At 71.7% G+C, this 20,812-nt stretch carries 19 protein-coding genes and 1 tRNA gene; 13 read left to right on the forward strand and 7 right to left on the reverse strand.

Annotated elements, in window-relative coordinates; all coding sequences use genetic code 11:
* Positions 1-133: 133 nt before the first annotated feature.
* Positions 134-1,948, reverse strand: a complete 1,815-nt coding sequence (locus tag ABEA46_RS04220; RefSeq protein ID WP_345543118.1) for an alkaline phosphatase family protein — start codon at positions 1,946-1,948, stop codon at positions 134-136.
* A gap of 33 nt (positions 1,949-1,981) precedes the next feature.
* Complete coding sequence (locus ABEA46_RS04225; protein WP_345543119.1) at positions 1,982-2,578, reverse strand: SACE_7040 family transcriptional regulator; 597 nt, start codon at positions 2,576-2,578, stop codon at positions 1,982-1,984.
* A 163-nt stretch (positions 2,579-2,741) separates the two neighbouring features.
* Here ABEA46_RS04225 and ABEA46_RS04230 point away from each other — a divergent pair, with 163 nt between their 5' ends.
* From ABEA46_RS04230 to ABEA46_RS04250, 5 genes are read left to right on the forward strand one after another with little or no spacing between them, the layout of a single operon-like run.
* The gene (locus ABEA46_RS04230) at positions 2,742-4,346 is read left to right on the forward strand and encodes a carboxyl transferase domain-containing protein (protein ID WP_345543120.1); all 1,605 of its coding nucleotides are present in this window, start codon (positions 2,742-2,744) and stop codon (positions 4,344-4,346) included.
* 8 nt (positions 4,347-4,354) lie between these two features.
* Entirely contained in the window at positions 4,355-6,391 is a 2,037-nt protein-coding gene (locus ABEA46_RS04235; RefSeq protein WP_345543121.1) for an acetyl/propionyl/methylcrotonyl-CoA carboxylase subunit alpha, read from the forward strand.
* Positions 6,391-7,548 carry an acyl-CoA dehydrogenase family protein gene (locus tag ABEA46_RS04240; protein WP_345543122.1) on the forward strand — a complete coding sequence of 386 codons (1,158 nt, stop codon included), beginning with the start codon at positions 6,391-6,393 and terminating at the stop codon, positions 7,546-7,548. The genes ABEA46_RS04235 and ABEA46_RS04240 overlap by 1 nt, the downstream gene beginning before the upstream one ends.
* 4 nt (positions 7,549-7,552) lie before the next feature.
* A complete protein-coding gene (locus tag ABEA46_RS04245) occupies positions 7,553-8,056 on the forward strand; it encodes a MaoC family dehydratase (protein WP_345543123.1) in 504 nt (167 codons plus the stop codon).
* Positions 8,053-8,862, forward strand: coding sequence for an HpcH/HpaI aldolase/citrate lyase family protein (locus tag ABEA46_RS04250; protein ID WP_345543124.1), 810 nt, complete (start codon positions 8,053-8,055; stop codon positions 8,860-8,862). The genes ABEA46_RS04245 and ABEA46_RS04250 overlap by 4 nt, the downstream gene beginning before the upstream one ends.
* 24 nt (positions 8,863-8,886) lie before the next feature.
* Here the strand turns inward: ABEA46_RS04250 and ABEA46_RS04255 are convergent, their stop codons facing one another.
* Together ABEA46_RS04255 and ABEA46_RS04260 are read right to left on the reverse strand one after the other, a co-directional pair.
* Entirely contained in the window at positions 8,887-9,495 is a 609-nt protein-coding gene (locus ABEA46_RS04255) for a histidine phosphatase family protein (protein WP_345543125.1), read from the reverse strand.
* A gap of 74 nt (positions 9,496-9,569) precedes the next feature.
* Positions 9,570-10,424 (reverse strand): Sir2 family NAD-dependent protein deacetylase, encoded by an 855-nt coding sequence (locus tag ABEA46_RS04260; protein ID WP_425563155.1) that lies wholly within the window; start codon positions 10,422-10,424, stop codon positions 9,570-9,572.
* A gap of 84 nt (positions 10,425-10,508) precedes the next feature.
* Between ABEA46_RS04260 and ABEA46_RS04265 the strand changes: the two genes are divergently transcribed.
* Together ABEA46_RS04265 and ABEA46_RS04270 are read left to right on the forward strand one after the other, a co-directional pair.
* Positions 10,509-11,282 carry a class I SAM-dependent methyltransferase gene (locus tag ABEA46_RS04265; protein WP_345543126.1) on the forward strand — a complete coding sequence of 258 codons (774 nt, stop codon included), beginning with the start codon at positions 10,509-10,511 and terminating at the stop codon, positions 11,280-11,282.
* Between the two features lie 26 nt (positions 11,283-11,308).
* Positions 11,309-12,109, forward strand: a complete 801-nt coding sequence (locus tag ABEA46_RS04270) for a TrmH family RNA methyltransferase (protein ID WP_345543127.1) — start codon at positions 11,309-11,311, stop codon at positions 12,107-12,109.
* A gap of 24 nt (positions 12,110-12,133) precedes the next feature.
* On the opposite strand, the gene ABEA46_RS04275 is transcribed toward ABEA46_RS04270, so the two are convergent.
* On the reverse strand, positions 12,134-12,823 hold the full coding sequence (locus ABEA46_RS04275; RefSeq protein WP_345543129.1) for an SDR family oxidoreductase: 690 nt from the start codon (positions 12,821-12,823) through the stop codon (positions 12,134-12,136).
* Positions 12,824-12,825: 2 nt separating this feature from the next.
* Complete coding sequence (locus ABEA46_RS04280) at positions 12,826-13,686, reverse strand: SGNH/GDSL hydrolase family protein (protein ID WP_345543130.1); 861 nt, start codon at positions 13,684-13,686, stop codon at positions 12,826-12,828.
* A 157-nt stretch (positions 13,687-13,843) separates the two neighbouring features.
* On the opposite strand from ABEA46_RS04280, the gene ABEA46_RS04285 reads away from it, so the two are divergent.
* The 6 genes from ABEA46_RS04285 (at position 13,844) to ABEA46_RS04310 (ending at position 19,849) form a co-directional block, all read left to right on the forward strand.
* Positions 13,844-15,730: a DEAD/DEAH box helicase gene (locus ABEA46_RS04285; RefSeq protein WP_425563156.1), complete on the forward strand. Its 1,887-nt coding sequence runs from the start codon at positions 13,844-13,846 to the stop codon at positions 15,728-15,730.
* Between the two features lie 31 nt (positions 15,731-15,761).
* Positions 15,762-16,292, forward strand: a complete 531-nt coding sequence (locus ABEA46_RS04290) for an SRPBCC family protein (RefSeq protein WP_345543131.1) — start codon at positions 15,762-15,764, stop codon at positions 16,290-16,292.
* 31 nt (positions 16,293-16,323) lie between these two features.
* Positions 16,324-17,412, forward strand: coding sequence for a VIT1/CCC1 transporter family protein (locus tag ABEA46_RS04295; protein WP_345543132.1), 1,089 nt, complete (start codon positions 16,324-16,326; stop codon positions 17,410-17,412).
* Between the two features lie 81 nt (positions 17,413-17,493).
* Positions 17,494-17,578: transfer RNA gene (locus tag ABEA46_RS04300), tRNA-Leu, on the forward strand.
* A gap of 83 nt (positions 17,579-17,661) precedes the next feature.
* The gene (locus ABEA46_RS04305; RefSeq protein WP_345543133.1) at positions 17,662-18,957 is read left to right on the forward strand and encodes a M20/M25/M40 family metallo-hydrolase; all 1,296 of its coding nucleotides are present in this window, start codon (positions 17,662-17,664) and stop codon (positions 18,955-18,957) included.
* Positions 18,958-19,027: 70 nt separating this feature from the next.
* Positions 19,028-19,849 (forward strand): undecaprenyl-diphosphate phosphatase, encoded by an 822-nt coding sequence (locus ABEA46_RS04310; protein ID WP_345543134.1) that lies wholly within the window; start codon positions 19,028-19,030, stop codon positions 19,847-19,849.
* Positions 19,850-19,891: 42 nt separating this feature from the next.
* Here ABEA46_RS04310 and ABEA46_RS04315 read toward each other — a convergent pair whose 3' ends face one another.
* The gene (locus ABEA46_RS04315) at positions 19,892-20,770 is read right to left on the reverse strand and encodes a PAC2 family protein (RefSeq protein ID WP_345543135.1); all 879 of its coding nucleotides are present in this window, start codon (positions 20,768-20,770) and stop codon (positions 19,892-19,894) included.
* Positions 20,771-20,812 lie beyond the last annotated feature (42 nt).

Here is a 20,812-nt window from a genome sequence, read left to right on the forward strand (position 1 = left end):
AATCACCACCGGCCCCACACCGCCATCGGCAAGGTCCCACCGATCACCCGGTTAACCAACCTGCCTGGGCAGTACAGCTAGCAGTCCGACAGTCGCAGCGGTGTCGATCGGCCGGTCCTGCGGGACCGGCCGATCAGCCTTTCTTGGGGTAGAACAGGCCGAGCCCCTTCGCCTGCAGGATCCGGTACGCGTCGGCGTAGGTCTGCGGGTCCTCGTCGTCGGCGCTGCCGTACTTCGCCAGCAGCAGACCGAGGAGCCCCTTGCCGGGCGGGCTCAGCGGCTTGTCGCGGTGCGGGCCGTTCTTGAGGTCGATGCGCTGGTCCTCGGCCGGGTTCGGCGGCAGATACTGCGGGTGGACGAGCGGCCACGTCGCGGGGTCGCGGGGCCGTCCGAGATTCACCACGGCGAACAGGTCGCGCGCCTCCGCGTCACGGCGCGTGAGCGGCCGCAGCCCGTGCAGTTTCGCGAGCGTCGCGGCGAGCGCGCCGTGGTGCATCTCGTCGTGCACGATCGTGCCTGCACGGGTGTACGCCGACACCGCGATCGCCGGCACGCGCAGCCCGAGCCGGTCGAAGGCGAAGCCCATCTCGCCCGCCGCGGCATCGGCGTGCGGGGGAGTCGCGGCCGGCGGCGCGACGTGGTCGTACGTGCCGCCGTGCTCGTCGAACGTGATCAGCAGCAGCGTGTTGACCGCGTTGGAGCCGTCGGCGCTCGCGCTCGTGCGGATCGCGTCGTACACCTCGGCGACGAGCTTCTCACCGGCGCGGACGTCCGAGACCGCGGAATCGATCACGGGCTCCCCGGAGACATCGCTCTCGCGGAACACGCCCACCGGCGGGTGGAAGTCGTTGTGGTTGTACACGAGCCGCGGTTCGATGAACGCGTAGGCCGGCAGCGTGCCGTCGGCAGCGTCGGTGTAGAACTCCGACATGTAGACGAAGTGGTCGGTGCGCCAGTACTTCTCCAGGCTCGGAGAGTGCAGGATGCCGGTGAGCGAGACGAGCTGCAGCTCGTCGAAGTAGACCTTCCAGGTCAGCCCCGCGTCTTCGAGGCGGTCGAACACGGTGGGGGCGGCATCCACCTCGAGCCACTTCTCGTACCCGCCGTGATCGCGGTTCGTGACGAAGCCGTGCGACGTGGACGCGTGGAAGAACGAGCGGTTGCAATAGGTCTGCGACGGTACGGCGCAGAACCAGGCGTCGAAGACCGCGAACTCCCGGGCGAGCGTCGAGAGCACCGGCAGCTGCTCGGGAGAGAACCCGCCCATGATCTTCGACACGTCGTCGAGGCTCGGCTCGGAGCCGTGGCGCAGCCGGACGAGATTGTTGCGGTAGTCGAGCGCGAAGCCGTCCATCGTGGGCGCGGCGCCGGTGCGCGGTGCGTTGAAGGGCGACTGCATGGCGGCGATCTCGGCTGCGGCGTTGCCCGGCGGATCGACGACGCCGAACAGCTGGGTGTTGACGTGCGGGTACTCCTCGCCCGGATCCGGGTCGGGGCTGCCCATGATCACGTCGGTCGAGCCTGTGTACACGTGGGCGGGGATGCGCTCGCCGTCCGGCGCGGGGCTCGCGTAATCACCGAACTCCAGCCCGTCGAACGTCGCGCCGGCCGGGAGTGTGCCGGGGGCGTAGAGCCGCCCCAGCAGATTGTCGAACGACCGGTTCTCGCCCATGAGCACGACGATGTGGTCGAAGCCGGGCTCGGCGCGCGGCGGAACCGTGCCCAGGTCGGCAGAGCCTTCGCGGACGCCGAGCTCATGGCCGATCGTCGCTCCTCCCGCGGCGCCGATCGCTCCGCCGACGACGAGTCCCGCGGTCGCGATGCCGCCGAGCTTCAGGAAGTCGCGGCGCGAGCCCTCGTCGATCTCGGGCCCGTCCGGGCGTGCGTCGGGGGCCGGATCGCCCCGCGGACCCGGCTCTGCGCCGTCGGTGTGGCTCGCCCCCGCCATCGCGTCCAGACTAGAGCGTCGAGGCCGGTGCGGTCAGGCGGTGAGGGCGGCGCGGGCCATCGAATGCAGGATGCCGCGCACATCGGAGTCGGCGGGCCGCGAGCGTCCCACGCGGACGGTGTGGGGCGTGGAGTTGATGAGGCCGAAGCACGCGTGCGCGCGCACACGCAGGTCGTCGTCCTCGCGATCGGGGTGGACGACAGACAGGATGCCGATCCACACTTCGACGTACTCCCGCTGGAGGCGCCGCACGGTGTGGCGGTCGTCGTCGCTGAGGCTCGCCATGTCGCGGTCCTGCACGCGGATGACATCGGCGTCGTGCAGCGCGAAGGCGACATGGAAGTCGATGAGGGCGTCCAGCTGCGCGTCGGCATCGTCATGCGTCGACGCGACGGTGCGGCCGCCGGCGAGCAGGCGCTCGCTCACCTCGACGAGGATCGCCCCCAGCAGGGCCTGCTTGCCCGCGAAGTGGCGGTACAGGGCGGGTCCGCTGATGCCCACCGCGCTGCCGATGTCTTCGAGGCTGACGCCGCTGAAGCCGCGCTCGGCGAACAAGGCGGCGGCCTGCTGAAGGATCGCGGCATGCCGATCGGCCTTGGCGCGGTTGCGGTCGGTGACGCCGTCAGTCATCTGTACTCCGGGAATGGGGGTGGGCTTGCGATCTCAGTTAATGGTCGCTAACCTAAACCTCAGTTAGTGAACACTAACCAATCGAGCCGCACCCAGACAAGGACCCGGTCCACAGGTGTGACCCGATCGTGACGTCGACGAGGATGACACGGAGCGCAGAGCCATGAGCGTGCTGACCACCCAGGCCCGGCCCGACGACGCGTTCGCGCGCGCCGATGCCGCGCAGCGCGCGCTCGCCGAGGACCTGCGGACGCGTCTGGCGGCGGCATCCCTCGGGGGGCCGGTCGCATCGCGCGAGCGCCACGTCGCCCGTGGCAAGCTGCTGCCGCGCGACCGGGTCGCCCGGCTGCTCGACGAGGGAAGCCCGTTCGTCGAGATCGCCCCACTGGCCGCGGAGGGCCTGTACGGCGGCGAGGCGCCGGCGGCCGGCGTCATCGCGGGAATCGGGCTCGTGCACGGCCGTCACGTGATGGTGGTCTGCAACGACGCGACGGTCAAGGGCGGCACCTACTACCCGCTGAGCGTCAAGAAGCACCTCCGCGCGCAGGAGATCGCGTGGGAGAACCGGCTGCCGTGCATCTATCTCGTGGACTCGGGCGGTGCTTTCCTGCCGATGCAGGACGAGGTGTTCCCCGACCGCGACCACTTCGGCCGCATCTTCTTCAACCAGGCGCGCCTGTCGGCCGCCGGCATCCCGCAGATCGCCGCGGTGCTCGGCTCGTGCACCGCAGGCGGCGCCTACGTCCCCGCGATGAGCGACGAGACGGTGATCGTGCGGAACCAGGGCACCATCTTCCTCGGCGGTCCGCCGCTCGTGAAGGCGGCGATCGGCGAGGTCGTGACGGCCGAGGAGCTCGGCGGGGGAGAGCTGCACGCGCGGCGCTCCGGCGTCGTCGACCACCTCGCCGAGGACGACGAGCATGCTCTGGAGATCGTCCGCGACATCGTGGCGACGCTGCCGCCGCCCGCAGCTCCCGCGTGGGAGGTCGTGCCGACCGTCGACCCCGTCGTGGCGGCATCCGATCTCTACGGAGTCGTGCCCGTCGACGTCAACCAGCCCTACGACGTGCGCGAGGTGATCGCCCGGCTGGTGGACGGCAGTGAGCTGCACGAGTTCAAGCGCGAGTACGGCACGACCCTGGTCACCGGGTTCGCGCACATCCACGGGCACCCCGTGGGGATCGTCGCGAACAACGGCGTGCTGTTCGGCGAGTCGGCGCTGAAGGGCGCCCACTTCATCGAGCTGTGCGATCAGCGCGGCATCCCGCTGCTGTTCCTGCAGAACATCTCGGGCTTCATGGTCGGCCGCGACGCCGAGGCCGGCGGCATCGCCAAGGACGGCGCCAAGATGGTCACCGCCGTCGCGACGACCCGCGTGCCCAAGCTCACGGTCGTCATCGGCGGCTCGTTCGGCGCCGGAAACTACTCCATGTGCGGGCGGGCGTACTCGCCGCGGTTCCTGTGGACCTGGCCCGCGAGCCGCATCTCGGTGATGGGCGGTCCGCAGGCGGCGTCGGTGCTGTCGACGGTCAAGCGTGACCAGCTCGAGGCCCGCGGCGAGGAATGGTCCGTGGAAGACCAATCGGCGTTCGAGGCGCCGATCCGCGCGCAGTACGAGGAGCAGGGCAACCCGTACTATGCGACGGCCCGGCTCTGGGACGACGGCGTCGTCGACCCGCTCGACACCCGCGACCTCCTGGGACTGGCCCTGGACGTCGTCTCGCGCACGCCGCTGCCCGAACCGCGCTTCGGCGTGTTCCGGATGTGAGGAAGAGCATGTTCCAGACCGTCCTCGTCGCCAACCGCGGCGAGATCGCGCGACGCGTGATCCGCACGCTCCGCCGCCTCGGCATCCGCTCGGTCGCCGTCTACAGTGACGCCGACGCCTCCGCACCGCACGTGCGCGAGGCCGACGTCGCGGTGCGCATCGGCCCGGCCGCTGCCGCGCAGTCGTACCTCGACGTCGGGGCGGTGGTCGCCGCGGCCGTCTCGACCGGCGCGCAGGCGGTGCACCCGGGCTACGGGTTCCTGTCTGAGAACGTCGCTTTCGCGCGGGCCTGCGCCGCCGCCGGGCTCGTCTTCATCGGCCCCGGCGAGCGCGCGCTCGAGGTCATGGGCGACAAGATCCGCGCCAAGGAGCACGTCGCGGCACATGGCGTGCCGACGGTGCCGGGTTTCAGCGCGGCGGGGATGACGGATGCCGACATCGCGGCGCCCGCCGACGCCACCGGCTATCCGCTCCTGGTCAAGCCCTCGGCGGGCGGAGGCGGCAAGGGCATGCAGGTGGTGCGCTCGGCCGCCGAGCTGCCCGACGCCCTCGCCACCGCGCGGCGGGTCGCGGCGGCCGCGTTCGGCGACGACACGCTGCTGCTGGAGCGGCTCATCGAGCGCCCGCGCCACATCGAGGTCCAGGTGCTCGCCGACGCGCACGGGGGAGTCATCCACCTCGGCGAGCGCGAATGCACGCTGCAGCGGCGCCACCAGAAGGTGGTCGAGGAGGCGCCGTCGCCGGTCGTCGACGAGGCGACGCGCGCACGCCTGGGCGCCGCGGCCTGTGCGGCTGCGGCATCCGTCGACTATCGCGGCGCGGGAACCGTGGAGTTCCTCGTCGCGGCCGATCGGCCCGACGAGTTCTTCTTCATCGAGATGAACACGCGGCTGCAGGTCGAGCACCCCGTCACCGAGCTGGTGACCGGCGTCGACCTGGTCGAGCAGCAACTGCGCATCGCGGCCGGCGAGGTGCTGCGGATCGCCCAGGACGACGTGCACCTCGACGGACACGCGATCGAGGCGCGGGTGTACGCCGAGTCGCCTGAGCGCGGCTTCCTGCCCGCGACGGGTGAGGTGGTCGCCTGGCGTGCCGCACCCGGCGTCCGCACCGACGGCGCCGTCGAGACCGGCAGCGTCGTCACCTCCGACTACGACCCCATGATCGCCAAGGTCATCGCCCACGCTCCCGATCGCGCCGAGGCTCTGCGACGGCTCGATGCCGCGCTCGCCGAGACCGTCGTGCTGGGTGTCGACACCAACATCGGGTTCCTCCGGGTGCTCCTCGCCGACCCTGGCGTGCAGAGCGCCGACATGGACACCGGGCTCATCGAGCGTCTGCCCGCATACATCGTCCCCGCCCCTTCTGCCGCCGCGCTCGCCGCCGCTGCTGCCACCGTCCTCGGCGACAACGCGGTTTCTCGCCGACCAACCCCGTTGTCGTCGTCGGGAACGGGGTCTTTCGGCGAGAAACCGCGTTCTGGGCACGGGGGACGCGGGGGGCACGCCTCTGTCCTGTGGCAGACGGCGACGGGATGGCGCCCGGGCGCTCCGGCGGTACCCGTGACCGCAGCCTTCGAGACCGGCGACGGCAGCATCGTGTGGAGCGAGGTGCCCGAGTCCGGCCCCGTCGTCGCCGTGGGGGCGCGGCGCGGGAGCGCACGCCCGGTCGGCCGGGCGCTCGCGGACGGCGTCGTCGTCGCGACCACGGACGACGGCATCCTGTGGATCCATGCCGACGGGGTCACGTCCGCGCTGCGGCCGCTGACGCGCCGGCACGCGGCCGAACGGCGCCGCGCGGCCCGCGAACGCGGGGCTGCGGCATCCGATCCCGAACTGCGCGCCCCCATGCCGGGGGCCGTCGTCGCCGTCCACGTGGCCGACGGCGCCACCGTCGCCGCGGGGGACCGGATCGCGACCATCGAGGCCATGAAGATGGAGCACCCTGTGACTGCTCCGCACGCCGGGCTCGTCCGCATCGACGTCGCCGTGGGCGACCAGGTGCGGCGCGACCAGGTGCTCGCGCACGTGAAGGAGAACGACTGATGCCCGACTACGACTACGACATCACCGACGACGAGCGCGAGCTCGCCGGGCTGGTGCGCCAGTTCGCCGGCGAGGTCGTCGCGCCGCGCTCGTACGAGGCCGACCGCACGCACACGCTGCCGCTCGACATCGTCGCGCAGATGGGGGAGCTGGGGCTGTTCGGCCTGCCCTTCCCCGAGGAGTACGGCGGCCAGGGCGGCGACTACTTCGCCCTGTGCCTCGCGATCGAGGCGCTCGGCCGAGTCGACCAGTCCCTCGCCATCACGCTGGAGGCGGGGGTCAGCCTCGGCGCGATGCCGGTGTTCCGGTTCGGCACCGACGAGCAGAAGCACGAGCTGCTGCCCGACCTGCTGGCAGGACGCGCGCTCGCCGGGTTCGGGCTCACCGAGCCCGAGGCGGGGTCCGATGCCGGCGCCACCCGCACGACCGCGCGCCTGGACGGCGGCGAGTGGGTCATCAACGGGTCGAAGCAGTTCATCACCAACTCCGGCACCGCCATCACCCGGTTCGTCACCGTCACCGCGGTCACCGGCGAGTCCGGCGGGCGCAAAGAGATCTCGACGATCGTCGTGCCGGGCGGCACGCCCGGCTTCACCGTCGAGCCCGCCTACGACAAGGTCGGCTGGCACGCCTCCGACACGCACCCGCTGACGTTCCAGGACGCGCGCGTGCCGGAGGGCAACCTGCTCGGCGAGCGCGGCCGCGGGTTCGCGAACTTCCTCCACATCCTCGACGAGGGGCGCATCGCGATCGCCGCGCTGTCCACCGGGGCGGCGGAGGGATGCCTCGAAGCCGCCGTCGACTACGCCCAGAAGCGCACAGTGTTCGGCGAGGCGCTCGCCACCCGTCAGGGCATCCAGTTCCTCCTGGCCCGCATGCAGCAGCGCGTGCACGTCGCGCGGCTCGCGTGGCACCACGCGGCGCGGCTGCGCGATGCCGGCAAGCCGTTCAAGACGCAGGCCGCGATCGCCAAGCTCACGGCGAGCGATGCCGCGATGGACAACGCCCGCGACGCGACGCAGGTGTTCGGCGGCAACGGGTTCATGAACGAGTACCCGGTCGCGCGCCACTACCGCGACTCGAAGATCCTCGAGATCGGCGAGGGCACCAACGAGGTGCAGCTGCTCGTCATCGCGCGAGCGCTCGGGGTAGCGTGACACCGTGAGCGAGCCTGGCAGCAGCACCGAGATCGTCCAGCGCGGGCTGTACTACGACGAGCTCGAGGTGGGCGCCCGCTACCTGCACCGCCCAGGGCGGACGGCCACCGAGACCGACAACGTGCTGTTCTCGTCGCTGACGATGAACGCGCAGGCGCTGCACCTGGATGCCGCGTACTCGGCCGCCCAGCCGTTCGGGCAGCGTCTCATGAACTCGATGTGGACGCTCGCGACGATGGTCGGGGCATCCGTGTCGCAGATCACGCAGGGCACCCTGGTCGCGCAGCTCGGCCTCACCGACGTCTCGTTCCCGGCGCCGCTGTTCCACGGCGACACGCTGTACACCGAGACCGAGGTGGTGTCCAAGCGCCCCTCGGCGTCGCGGCCCGGCCAGGGCATCGTGACACTGCGGCACACCGGCCGCAACCAGCACGGCGAGGTCGTCGCCCGCGCCACCCGCACCGCGCTCATGTGGTGCACTCCCGACACCCCGGAGGAGACCCCGTGAGCTTCGACCTCGGACCGGCCCTGCTGTTCTGCCCCGCCGACCGCCCTGAGCGCTACGCGAAGGCGCTGGAGCGGGCCGATGCCGTCATCCTCGACCTGGAGGACGCCGTGGCCCCCGCCGACAAGGCGGCCGCGCGAGGCCACCTCATCGAGTCCGAGCTCGACCCGGAGCGTGTGATCGTGCGCGTCAACCCGCCCGAGACCGACGCGTTCACCGCCGACCTGTCGACGCTCTCGCAGACCGACTATCGGCGCATCATGGTCGCCAAGGCGGAGTCGCCCAAGCGCATCGGCCGTCTGGATCCGCGGTTCGAGGTCGTGGCGCTGTGCGAGACGGCCAAGGGCATCGCGCAGGCGGATCGCATCGCCGCGCTCGACAACGTCGTGGCGCTCATGTGGGGCGCCGAGGATCTCGTCGCGTCGCTCGGCGGCACCTCCAGCCGCAAGCCCAACGGCCGCTACCGCGACATCGCGCGGTACGCGCGTTCGCGCGTGCTGCTGGCCGCGGGGGGACGCGGCAAGGCCGCGATCGACGCCGTGCACCTCGACATCGACGACACGAAGCGCCTGGCCATCGAGGCGGCAGATGCCGCGGCATCCGGATTCCGCGCGACCGCCTGCATCCACCCGTCGCAGGTCGCGATCATCCGCGCCGCCTACCGGCCCGACGAGAAGACGGTGTCGTGGGCGCGTGGAGTGCTGGCCGCGGCGACGGGGGAGCGGGGAGTGTTCTCGTACGGCGGCAAGATGGTCGATGAGCCCGTGCTGCGGCACGCGCGAAGCGTGCTGGGCCGCGCCAGCGGCTGACGCGGCTGCCGCCCGCGGGAGGGGCTAGGCGGCGGCGACGGCGGTGTACGACAGCAGGCGCACGCTGTCGCGGTCGACGATGAACCGGTGCGCCGAGGCGTTGCCCAGGCGCTCGCCCGCGAGGGGGAGCGTGTCGCCGCTGGCGTGGCGGATCAGCTCGCCGATCAGTCCGCCGTGCGACACCGCGATGACCGGCACGTCGGTGGGCGCCGTCGTGCGACGCACGTCGCGGGCGATGCGGTGGAGCACGTCGACACCGCGTGCCCGCAGTGCCGTGCGCTCCTCTTCGTCCTCGGCGGGCCGGCCCGGGTCGCCGTGCTGCGCGCGGTATTCGGGCACCAGCATGCCCTCCGCGGCGCCGTAGCGGCGCTCGCGCAGTCCGGGGTAGAGGATCGGCGCCTCGGCGTCCAGCACGGCGGCGATGATCCGCGCCGTCTCATGGGCGCGCTGAAGGTCGCTCGACACGACGACCGGAGTCACGCCGAGGCGATCGAACTCCGCCGCCAGTTCGTCGGCGGCGGCACGGGCCTGCGCGCGTCCGGTGTCGTTGAGCGGGATGTCGGTGGCCCCCTGGATGCGTCGATCGCGGTTCCAGTCGGTCTCGCCGTGGCGGATCAGAGTCAGCGCAGTCACCGTTCGACCCTATCGACGCGAGATGACGGGAAGCCCGGAATCAGCCGAGTACGGAGGCGGGCCGGCGGCGCGCCTCAGGTGAGCGGCGGGAGGGCGTCGGCGAGCGCCTGCAGGACCTCGCTCGTGCCCGCATCGATCTTGACGCTGGCGCGGGCGTCGCCGCGGGTCTGCCCGCGATTGACGATCACGACCGGCAGGCGGCGGCGCCGCGCGCGCTCGAGCAGGCGGATGCCGGAGTTGACCACCAGCGATGAGCCGGCGATCACGAGTGCCTCGCTGGTGTGGACGAGCTGCTCCGCCTCGCGGAATTTCGCCGCGGGGATGAACTCGCCGAAGAAGACGACGTCGGGCTTGAGTATGCCGCCGCACACGCTGCACGCCGGGATCGCGAAGCCCTCGGTGGTCTCGGGCAGCACGTCGCCGTCCGGGCCCAGCGGCACATCGGCGGGGATGCGGATCCACGGGTTGTCGTGCTCGACGCGGCGGGCGATGTCGCGGCGGTCGAACACCTGACCGCAGTGCGTGCAGAAGACACGGCGCATCGTGCCGTGCAGCTCCACCACGCGACGGCTGCCGGCGCGCACGTGCAGGCCGTCGACGTTCTGGGTGATCACGCCCGTCGCGAGGCCCCGCGCCTCGAGAGCGGCGATCGCACGATGGCCGGCATTCGGCGCGGCCGCCGCGAAAGCCTTCCAGCCGAGGTGGCTGCCGACCCAGTACCGCCGCCGCGCGGACTCGCTCGACAGGAACGTGTCGGCGGTCATGGGCGTGCGCACGGGGGCGCCTTCGCCGCGATAGTCGGGGATGCCCGAGTCCGTCGAGACCCCGGCGCCGGTGAGCACCGCGATGCGTCGGCCTGACAGCTCCGAGACCGCTGCGGCCACGGCATCCGTCGTCTTCGCGTCGAACCAGGTCGCGATCGTCGTCACGGCGCACCCCCTTCGGGGTCGAGTGTAGGCCTCGTGGTTTTCGGGCATGTTACGGCGGGGGCCGGAGCGTGCCAGGATGAGCGCGTGGGCGGCTTCGGCGGGGTCAGTGCGCAGGATTACGCGGCCTTCATGGGCCGGTTCTCGTCGCCGCTGGCTGTGGAGTTCGCGGCGCTCGGCCTCGACGGCGTGCCCGCGGACGCCCGGGTGCTCGACGTCGGGTGCGGGCCGGGCATGCTGACGCTCGAACTCGCGCGGCGCCGCGGCGTCGGCCCGATCGCGGCCGTCGACCCCGAGGAGGCGTTCGTGGCGGCGACGGCCGAGGCGTGCCCTTCGGCGGACGTCCGCATCGGGCGCGCCGAGGATCTGCCGTTCGACGACGGCGCGTTCGGCGCCGCACTGGCGCAGCTCGTCGTGCACTTCATGACCGACCCGGTGCGCGGCGTGGCCGAGATGGCACGGGTGAGCGCACCCGGCGGCAGGGTGAGCGCGTGCGTGTGGGATCACGGCGGCGGCAGCGGGCCGCTGTCGGACTTCTGGCGGGTGGCCACCGCCCTCGACCCCGGTGTGCGCGGCGAGGCGTCGCTCAACGGCGCTTCGGAGGGGCAGCTCGTCGACATCTTCGAGCGCGCCGGGTTGCACGACGTGACGCAGTCGGTCGTCGGCTGCACCGTCTCGTTCCAGAACTTCGACGAGTGGTGGCAGCCGTTCCTGGGCGGTGTCGGACCCGCCGGACGCTACGTCGCGACGCTCGACGACGCGGCCGCCGCACAGCTCGAGCGCGCACTGCGCGACGAGATCGGCGACGGCGGCTTCGAGATCACCGCACGCGCGTGGGCGGCCGTCGGGCTCGCCGGCTGAGCCGGGCCGCCGTGGGACGATGGGGCGTGCCCGTCCTCGAGATCACCGATGCCTCCGACGACCGCCTCGCCGACTACCGCGACCTCACCGATGTCGCGCTGCGCCGTGTCCTCGAACCCGAAGGGGGCCTCTACATCGCCGAGTCCGCGAAGGTTATCTCGCGCGCTCTCGCGGCCGGCCACCGTCCTCGATCGGTCCTCGTGCAGCAGAAGTGGCTTGCCGACATCGAAGGACTCGTGGATGCCGTCACGCCGGTGTACGTCGTCACGCCCGAGATCGCCGAGTCATTGACCGGCTACGCCGTGCACCGCGGCGCGCTGGCGGCGATGCACCGGCCGGCGCTCCCGCCCGTCGCCGAGGTCGTCGCCGGCGCGCGACTGGTCGTCGTGCTCGAAGACATCGTGGACCACACGAACGTCGGCGCCATCTTCCGCGCAGCGGCCGGGCTCGGCGCCGACGCCGTGCTGGTGAGCCCGCGCTGCGCAGACCCGCTGTACCGCCGGAGCGTCCGCGTGAGCATGGGCACGGTGTTCCAGGTGCCCTGGACGCGACTGCCGGAGTGGTCCGAGGCGCGGGGCGTGCTGCACGAGGCAGGATTCGAGCTGGCGGCGCTGGCGCTGGCCGACGACGCCGTGACGCTGGATGTGTTCAGTGCGCGACGCCCCGAGCGGGTCGCACTCATGCTCGGGGCCGAGGGCGACGGGCTCTCGCGACGGGCGCTGGAAGCCGCTGACACGGTGATCACGATCCCGATGGCGGGCGGCGTCGACTCGCTCAACGTCGCCGCGGCGAGCGCGGTGGCGCTGTGGGAGCTGCGCGCCCGCTGACGCCGGCGCCCGGGCGTCGTCCGGTCAGGCGCCGGGGCGGACCGTCAGCTCGGTGAGCTCGGCGTCGCGCGGCAGGTCGAGGGCGGCCAGGATCGTCGTCGCGACCGACGCGGGATCGATCCAGCGCGCGGCATCGTACGCAGACCCTTCCTGCTGATGGACCTTCTCCTGCATCGGGGTGGCGGTGCGGCCGGGGTAGACGGTGGTCACCCGCACACCGTTACCGCGCTCCTCTTCGCGCAGTGCATCGGCGATGGCGCGCACGGCGAACTTGCTGGCGCCGTACGAGCCCCACTCGGGGCTGACCCGCAGGCCCGCTCCGGAGTTCACGAACACCACGTGTCCGCGCGCGGTGCGCAGCGCGGGCAGCATGAGGCGGGTGAGCTCGGCGGGAGCGACGGCGTTGACGTTGAGCTGCTGCTGCCACGTCGCGACCGGCGTGTCTGCGACAGAGCCCAGCTCGACGATGCCGGCGACGTGGATGAGCGAGTCCAGCTGCGGCGGCACGCTCTGGTGGCTGAACGCCCACGACAGCCGGGCGGGGTCGGCGAGATCGCCCACGAGCGTCTGCGCGCGGGGGAACCGCTCGCGCACCTGCGCGGCGCGTCCGGCGTCGCGCACCAGCAGCCACAGCTCATCTCCGCGCGCGGTGAGCGTGTCGGCCAGTGCCTCGCCGATGCCGGAGCCGGCGCCGGTGATCAGATGCGTCGCCACGGTCAGGCCTCCTCGCCGCGGTGGGCCGCGGAGTTCTTTCCGGGTGCCAGCGTCGTCACCGGCAGCGGATCGGGACGCTTGGCCGAGACCGTGTCGCCCGAGGACTGGTGACGCAGGCGCCGCAGCACCCACGGCACGAGGTACTCGCGCGCCCACACCAGGTCGACCGCGCGCGCCTCGCGCCACGTGCGCAGCGGCAGGGGGTCGGGCTGCATGGGCTGCAGGTCGTTGGGCACATTGAGCGATCGCAGCACCATGCGCGCGATCTCGTGGTGGCCCAGCGCGTTGTAGTGCAGGCGGTCGTCGTCGAAGAAGCGCATGTCCTGCACCTCTTTGAGCGCCCACTGGTCGGCGACGATGCAGTCGTACTTGTCGGCGATCGCCCGGATGTTCTCGTTGTAGATCGCGACCTTGCCGCGGATGCCGCGGAACACCGGCGTGAACGCCGTGTCGATGCCGGTGAAGACGACCACGGTGGCGCCGCCCTGCGAGAGGCGCACGACGGCGTCCTCGAACAGCTGCGCGACATGGTCCGGGTCGCCGTTGGGGCGGATGACGTCGTTGCCGCCGGCCGAGAAGGTCACGAGGTCGGGCCTGAGCGCGATCGCCGGCTCCACCTGCTCCTCGACGATCTGGCCGATCAGCCGTCCGCGTATCGCCAGGTTCGCGTAGGCGAAATCCTCGACCTGATCCGAGAGCACCTCGGCGACGCGATCGGCCCAGCCGCGCAGACCGTTCGGCGCCGACGGCTCGGGATCGCCGACCCCTTCGGTGAACGAGTCGCCCAGCGCGACGTACCGCCGCCACGGGTGCGGCTCGGCGTTGGCGACGTAGGGACTCCGGTGATCCTCGCGTGTGGGCATGTGGCTCGCGTCCTCCTCGGCTTGTGACCGACTGTCAGGTTATCGCGGGCCCGGCGAGGCGAAGACGGGATGCCGCGACTCGGGGCCGGCCCCGGCGACGATGTCGATGACGTCGTCTATCGTGGTGACTCGTTGTCTACGGGGGAAGGGGTGTTCGGTGACCGACGAATCCGCCGTCGCATCCGTCGCCGAGGCGACCGCCGCGGAGCCGCACGTCGGGCCCGAGGCATCCGATCCGCACATCGGCTCGTTCGCGGCCGAGCACCTGTCTCCGACGTACCCGCAGCGCGCCCCGTGGGGCACCGCGCAGCGCCTGCGTGCCTGGCAGGCCGAGGCGCTGGACCTGTACTTCTCGCTCGACGGCCCCGACGGCGTCGGCGCAGGACCGCGCGACTTCCTCGCCGCAGCGACCCCGGGCGCCGGCAAGACCACGTTCGCCCTTCGCCTTGCGAGCGAGCTGCTGCGGCGCCGCATCGTCACCCGCATCGTCGTCGTCGCCCCGACCGAGCACCTGAAGACCCAGTGGGCCGATGCGGCCGCGCGTGTCGGCATCCGGCTGGACCCCGCGTTCAGCAACCGTCACTTCGTCCCCGCACGGCAGTACCACGGCGTCGCGGTGACCTACGCGCAGGTCGCGGTGAAGGCATCGGTGCACCAGCGGCTGACGATGGACGCGAAGACGCTCGTGATCCTCGACGAGGTGCACCACGGCGGCGACGCGCTCAGCTGGGGCGACGCCCTGCGCGAATCGTACGCGCGCGCCACGCGGCGCCTGCTGCTGAGCGGCACGCCGTTCCGCAGCGACACCGCGCCGATCCCGTTCGTCGAGTACCACCCCGATCACAAGGGCATCCGCGTCTCGCGCACCGACTACGCCTACGGGTACCGGCGTGCGCTCGAGGACGGCGTCGTGCGGCCCGTGCTCTTCATGGTCTACGCCGGGCAGATGCGCTGGCGCACCAAGACCGGTGAAGAGATGGAGGCCCAGCTCGGCCAGGACAACACGAAGGACATCACCTCGCAGGCGTGGCGCACGGCGCTGGATCCCGAGGGCGACTGGATCCCCGCGGTGCTGCGTTCGGCGGACCGGCGGCTCACCGAGGTGCGCGAGCATGTCCCGGATGCCGGTGGCCTCGTGATCGCGACCGATCAGACCGCCGCGCGCGCCTATGCCGCGATCCTGCACGAGGCCACGGGCGAGATGCCCACCGTCGTGCTGTCGGACGAGGCCGAGGCGTCGGGGCGCATCGAGGAGTTCTCGAAGTCCACCAGCCGCTGGATGGTCGCCGTCCGCATGGTGTCGGAGGGCGTGGACGTGCCGAGGCTCGCGGTCGGCGTCTACGCCACGAGCGCCTCGACGCCGCTGTTCTTCGCCCAGGCCATCGGTCGTTTCGTGCGGGCCCGCCGTCGCGGCGAGACCGCGAGCGTGTTCCTGCCGAACGTGCCGCAGCTGCTGGCCCTCGCGGGCGAGATGGAGGTGCAGCGCGACCACGCGCTGGACCGCGACTCGGACGGCGACGACGAGTGGAACGCCGAAGAGGACCTGATGGACGCCGCCGAGCGCGAGGACAAGGCGTCCGACGCGCTCGAGCAGGAGTTCACGTACCAGGCGCTCGGCTCGCTCGCCCACTTCGACCGTGTGCTCTTCGACGGCAAGGAGTTCGGTCAGCTCGCAGTGCCGGGCACGCCCGAGGAGGAGGAGTTCCTCGGCATCCCGGGCCTGCTCGAACCCGATCAGGTGCACGACGTGCTGATGTCACGCGTGTCGCGGCAGTCCCGCCACCGCTCCGCCCGCGAGGCTCACGAACGTGAGGCTGCGCCCGAAGAGGAGCCTGCGCTGCCCCAGGCGCTGCACCGCACGCTCAAAGAGCAGCGGCAGCTGCTGAACAGCCTCGTCGGGCTGTACGCGCGCCAGTCCGGCGAGGCGCACGGCCTCGTCCACGCCGAGCTGCGCCGCATCTGCGGCGGACCGGCGGTCTCGCACGCGACGGTGACGCAGCTGCAGGCACGCATCGAGGTGCTCCGCAAGCGCGTCCACTCCTGACGACGCCGCTGCACCGCCCTAGACTCCGGGCATGCCCGCGGCGTACTCGTTCGTGTCGCGCTGGCGCGTGAACGCCTCGGCTGACCGCGTGTGGCGTGAGATCGAGGGGATGCTGCGCCCCGGGGCGGCCCGCGCGTGGTGGCCCGGTGTCACGCTGCCGCTGGCTCCGCGCAGGCTCGTGCCGGGTGAGCGTCTCGTGCTGCAGGTGCGCAGTCCGCTCGGCTACGACCTGCGCATGCGCCTGCAGCTCACCGACATCCAGCCGGGTCGGGCGATCGGCGCCCTGAGCGACGGCGACCTGCGGGGGAGCGGACGCCTGACCGTCGAGAAGGACGGTGAGGCGGCATCCGTCACCGTCCTGTGGCAGGTCGAGACCCGTCGGGCGTGGATGAACGCGACAGCGTGGCTGCTGCGCCCGGCGTTCGAGCGGGCGCATGCCCACGTCATGCGCCGGGGCGAGGCCGGGCTGCGCGCCGCCGTCGGGGCAGGCGGTTCGGAACCCCGAAATGCTGGCAATCCTCGGTTTCGGGCGGAATCGGCCGTGGGCACTGACTACCGTTGACGGGTCCCGAAACCCCTGACTGGAGGCCCGAGTGAGCGCGCCCGCTGCACCGACCGACCGTGACCGCCGCCGATGGGCGCAGTATCTCGTGAACGAGCGCGCCGAGGCGCGCGTGTACCGCGAGCTCGCCGGCCGCCGCGAGGGCGAGGAGCGCGAGATCCTGCTGGCCCTGGCCGAGGCCGAGGGGCGCCACGAGGCGCACTGGCTGGGGCTGCTCGGGGGCGAGCCGGCGAGGCTGCCGCGCCCCGACGCGCGCACGAGCCTGCTCGGCAGCATGGCCAAGCGCTTCGGATCGATCTTCGTGCTCGCCCTCGCGCAGAACGCCGAGGCGCGGTCGCCGTACGACGACGAGCCGTTCGCCACCGCGACGATGGCCGCGGACGAGAAGGTGCACCACGAGGTCGTCCGCGGCCTCGCCGCCCGCGGCCGCCGTCGGCTCTCGGGTACCTTCCGGGCAGCCGTGTTCGGCGCGAACGACGGTCTGGTGTCGAACCTGGCCCTGGTGATGGGCATCGGCGCCACGGGCGCCAGCAGCCAGTTCGTGCTCTTCAGCGGCGTCGCAGGCCTTCTCGCCGGCGCCCTCTCGATGGGTGCGGGGGAGTTCGTGTCGGTGCGTTCGCAGCGCGAGCTGCTCGCCGCGACCGAGCCCAGCGACTTCGCCGACATCGCCCTGCCGCACCTCGACATCGACGCCAACGAGCTCGCCCTCGTCTATCGGACGCGGGGGATGCCGGAGGCCGAGGCGTCGGCGCGCGCCCGCCGCGTCGTCGAGCAGGCCCAGGCGCTCGGTCGCGGCCGCGCCGACAGCGGGCCCATCGACCTCGTGGACCACGGCGAGGTGGTCGGCAGCGCCTGGGGTGCGGCGCTGTCGAGCTTCCTGTTCTTCGCCTCGGGCGCCATCATCCCGGTGCTGCCGTGGATCTTCGGCCTGTCGGGCCTCACCGCCATCGTCCTGGCGCTCGTGCTCGTCGGCATCGCCCTGATGTCGACCGGTGCCGCGGTCGGCCTGCTGTCGGGCGCGCCGCCCCTCAAGCGCGCGCTGCGCCAGCTGGCGATCGGCTTCGGGGCCGCCGCGGTGACCTACGTACTGGGCCTGCTGTTCGGCGTGTCGATGGGCTGACGCGCCCGGGCTGCGCGCGATTCGTTGAACCCCGGGTGACGTGGTAATGTCATTCCTCGGTTGCGAAACCGAAAACCACCTGCGCGGGTGGCGGAATAGGTAGACGCGCTAGCTTGAGGTGCTAGTGCCCGTATAGGGCGTGGGGGTTCAAGTCCCCCCTCGCGCACAGAAGGCGAAGGCCCCCGAAAGGGGGCCTTCGTCGTTTCTCCCTGATTCGAGTCCCAGGTTCGAGACGATAGGTTTGCAGGCATGCCCGAAGCCGAACTGCCCGAGGTCGCCGCTGTCGCGAGAGATCTCATCCGCTTCGACACGACGAACCACGGCGGCGGCCGCGCCGTCGGCGAGCGTGAGGCCGCCGAGTACGTCGGCGCCTACCTCGAAGGCCTGGGCCTGACGCCCGACTTCTACGAGCCCATCCCGCGGCGCACCAACGTCATGGCGCGGGTGCCGGGCCGCAACCGCGACAAACCGGCGCTCGTGCTGCACGGACACCTCGACGTGGTGCCGGCCATCGCCGAGGACTGGAGCGTCGATCCGTTCGAGGGCGTCGTGAAGGACGGCCTGCTGTGGGGCCGCGGCGCGGTGGACATGAAGGACATGGACGCCATGATCCTCACCTCGGTCGCCGGCCTGCTGCGCGCGGGCGAGCAGCCCGAGCGCGACCTGGTGCTGGCGTTCTTTGCCGACGAGGAGAACGGCGGCGTCGAAGGCTCGGCACTGGTCGTCGAGAACCGTCCGGAGTGGTTCGTGGGCGCGACCGAGGCGATCAGCGAGGTCGGCGGCTACTCGATCCCGATCGGCGACCGTCACGCGTACCTGCTGCAGGTGGGCGAGAAGGCGCTCATCTGGATCCGGCTCGTCGCACGGGGCCGCGCCGCCCACGGCTCCAGCTTCCACTCCCAGAACGCCGTGACCCGCCTCGCCGAGGCGGTGGCCGCGCTCGGCCGCACCGCGTGGCCGGTCACCCTCACCGACGCGACGCGTGAGATGACCGAGCGCCTGGCCGAGCTCACAGGCCAGTCGTCGGACGACGCCGATGCGATCGCCGCAGCGACGGGTGCGGCATCCGGATTCCTCCGCTCGACGCTGCGGACCACCACCAACCCGACGGGTCTCGTCGCCGGCTACAAGCACAACGTCATCCCCGACCGCGCCGAGGCACTCGTCGACGTGCGGGTGCTGCCTGGGACCGAGGAGGCAGCCCTCGCCGACATCCGCCGCATCGTCGGCGATGGCGTCGAGGTCGAGATCGTCCACCAGGACATCGGCCTCGAAGTCCCGTTCGCCGGCGACCTCGTCGACGCCATGGTCGGAGCGCTCGGCCGTCACGACCCGGGGGCTCCGGTGATCCCGTACCTCATGGGAGGCGGCACCGACAACAAGGCGCTCGCGACGCTCGGCATCGCCGGCTACGGGTTCGCGCCGCTGCGGCTGCCCTCCGACCTCGACTTCACGGGCATGTTCCACGGCGTCGACGAGCGCGTCCCGATCGACGCCCTCGTCTTCGGGCAGGCCGTGCTCACCGACCTGCTGCGCAACTACTGACAGTGAACGGATGCCGGGCATGCGGCATCCCGTCATCCCTCCCCGTCACCCGCACGGCTGAAAGGCGTCCATGCTTCTCGAGGCGATCATCCTGGGCCTGGTCCAGGGCCTGACCGAGTTCCTCCCGATCTCGTCGAGCGCGCATCTGCGCATCCTGGGGGAGTTCCTGCCCGGCGCGCAGGACCCCGGCGCCGCATTCACCGCCATCACGCAGATCGGCACCGAGGCGGCTGTCGTGGTGTTCTTCTGGCGCGACATCGTGCGCATCATCGGACACTGGTTCCGCGCGCTGTTCGGCAGGATCCCGCGCAACGACCCCGACGCGAAGATGGGCTGGCTCATCATCATCGGCTCGATCCCGATCGTCGTGCTCGGCATCCTGTTCCAGGACCAGATCGAGACAGTCCTGCGGTCGCTGTGGATCACCGCCGTCATGCTGATCTTCTTCGGCGTGCTGCTCGGCATCGCCGACCACTACGGCGCCAAGAAGCGCAAGCTCCAGGACATCACCGTCGGCCACGGCGTGATCTACGGTTTCGCGCAGGCCCTCGCGCTCATCCCCGGCGTGTCGCGTTCGGGTGGCACGATCACCGCAGGCCTCTTCATGGGCTACGAGCGGGCGGCAGCGGCGCGCTACGCGTTCCTGCTGGCGATCCCCGCCGTGTTCGGCAGCGGTTTCTTCCAGCTGTTCAAGAGCCTCGACGAGCCGGGCGTGTTCTCACTCGGCGAGACGGCGGTCGCCACCGGTGTCGCGTTCGTCGTGGCGCTCGGCGTGATCGCGTTCTTCATGAGCTGGATCTCGAAGCACAGCTTCCTGCCGTTCGTCGTCTATCGCGTCGCGGTGGGCTCGACCCTGCTCGTCCTGCTCAGCCTGGGCGTGATCAGCGCGTAGGCGGCGTCGCCCGGCTGCGGACGCGGGGCAGTCCCCGGCCGTTCAGCGACGCGGTTCGTCGCGGCCGGGCTTCTGCGGCCCGTCGCCCCCGCGGCCGTCGGTGCGCCGCAGGTAGCGCTCGAACTCCTGAGCGATGGCGTCGCCCGACGCCTCGGGGGAGTCCCACGTGTCGCGGGTGCGCTCGAGCTGATGGATGTACTCCGTCATCTCTTCGTCGTCCGCCGCGGCGGCGTCGATCGTCGCCTCCCACGCGGCAGCCTCGGTGGCGAGGTCGCCACGGGGGACGGACGCGCCGGTGAGGTCCTCCAGCTTGTCGAGGAGGGCCAGCGTCGCCTTGGGCGACGGGGTGTGACCCGCGACATAGTGCGGCACGCTCGCCCACAGGCTGGCCGTCGGGATGCCGGCACGCTCGGCGGCGTCGCCGAGCACGCTCAGGATGCCGACGGGGCCCTCGTACGTGCTCCGCTCGAGGTCCAGCGCGCCGCGCAGCAGTTCGTTGTCGCTGCCGGCGAAGACGGAGATCGGACGCGTGTGCGGCACGTCCGACATCATCGAGCCGATCGCGACGAAGCCCGTGATGTCTTCGCGCAGCGCGACGTCGATGAGCTCCGACGAGAACGCCTGCCACGCGCGGGCGGGCTCCACGCCGGTGAGCAGCCACAGCTGAGTGCCGCCCCGCGTGGTGCGGGCGGGACGCAGCAGCGTCGCCTCGGGCCAGCGCAGCGTGCGGCGCCCGTCGCCGTCGGTCTCGACGCTCGGACGCGTGTACTGGTAGTCGAAGTACAGCTCGGGATCGACCGAGAACACCGTCTCGTACGAGCCGCCCTCGCGCAGCTGCGTGATGGCGGACGACGCGGCTTCGCCCGCATCGTTCCACCCGTCGAACGCCGCGACGAGCACCCGGCGACCCAGTCCGTCCACGAGACCCCCTCCACCCGCAGCGGCTGCGGGGTTCCCTCCAGG

It is taken from the genome of Microbacterium jejuense, assembly GCF_039544225.1.
GTDB classification, from domain to species: Bacteria; Actinomycetota; Actinomycetes; order Actinomycetales; family Microbacteriaceae; genus Microbacterium; species Microbacterium jejuense.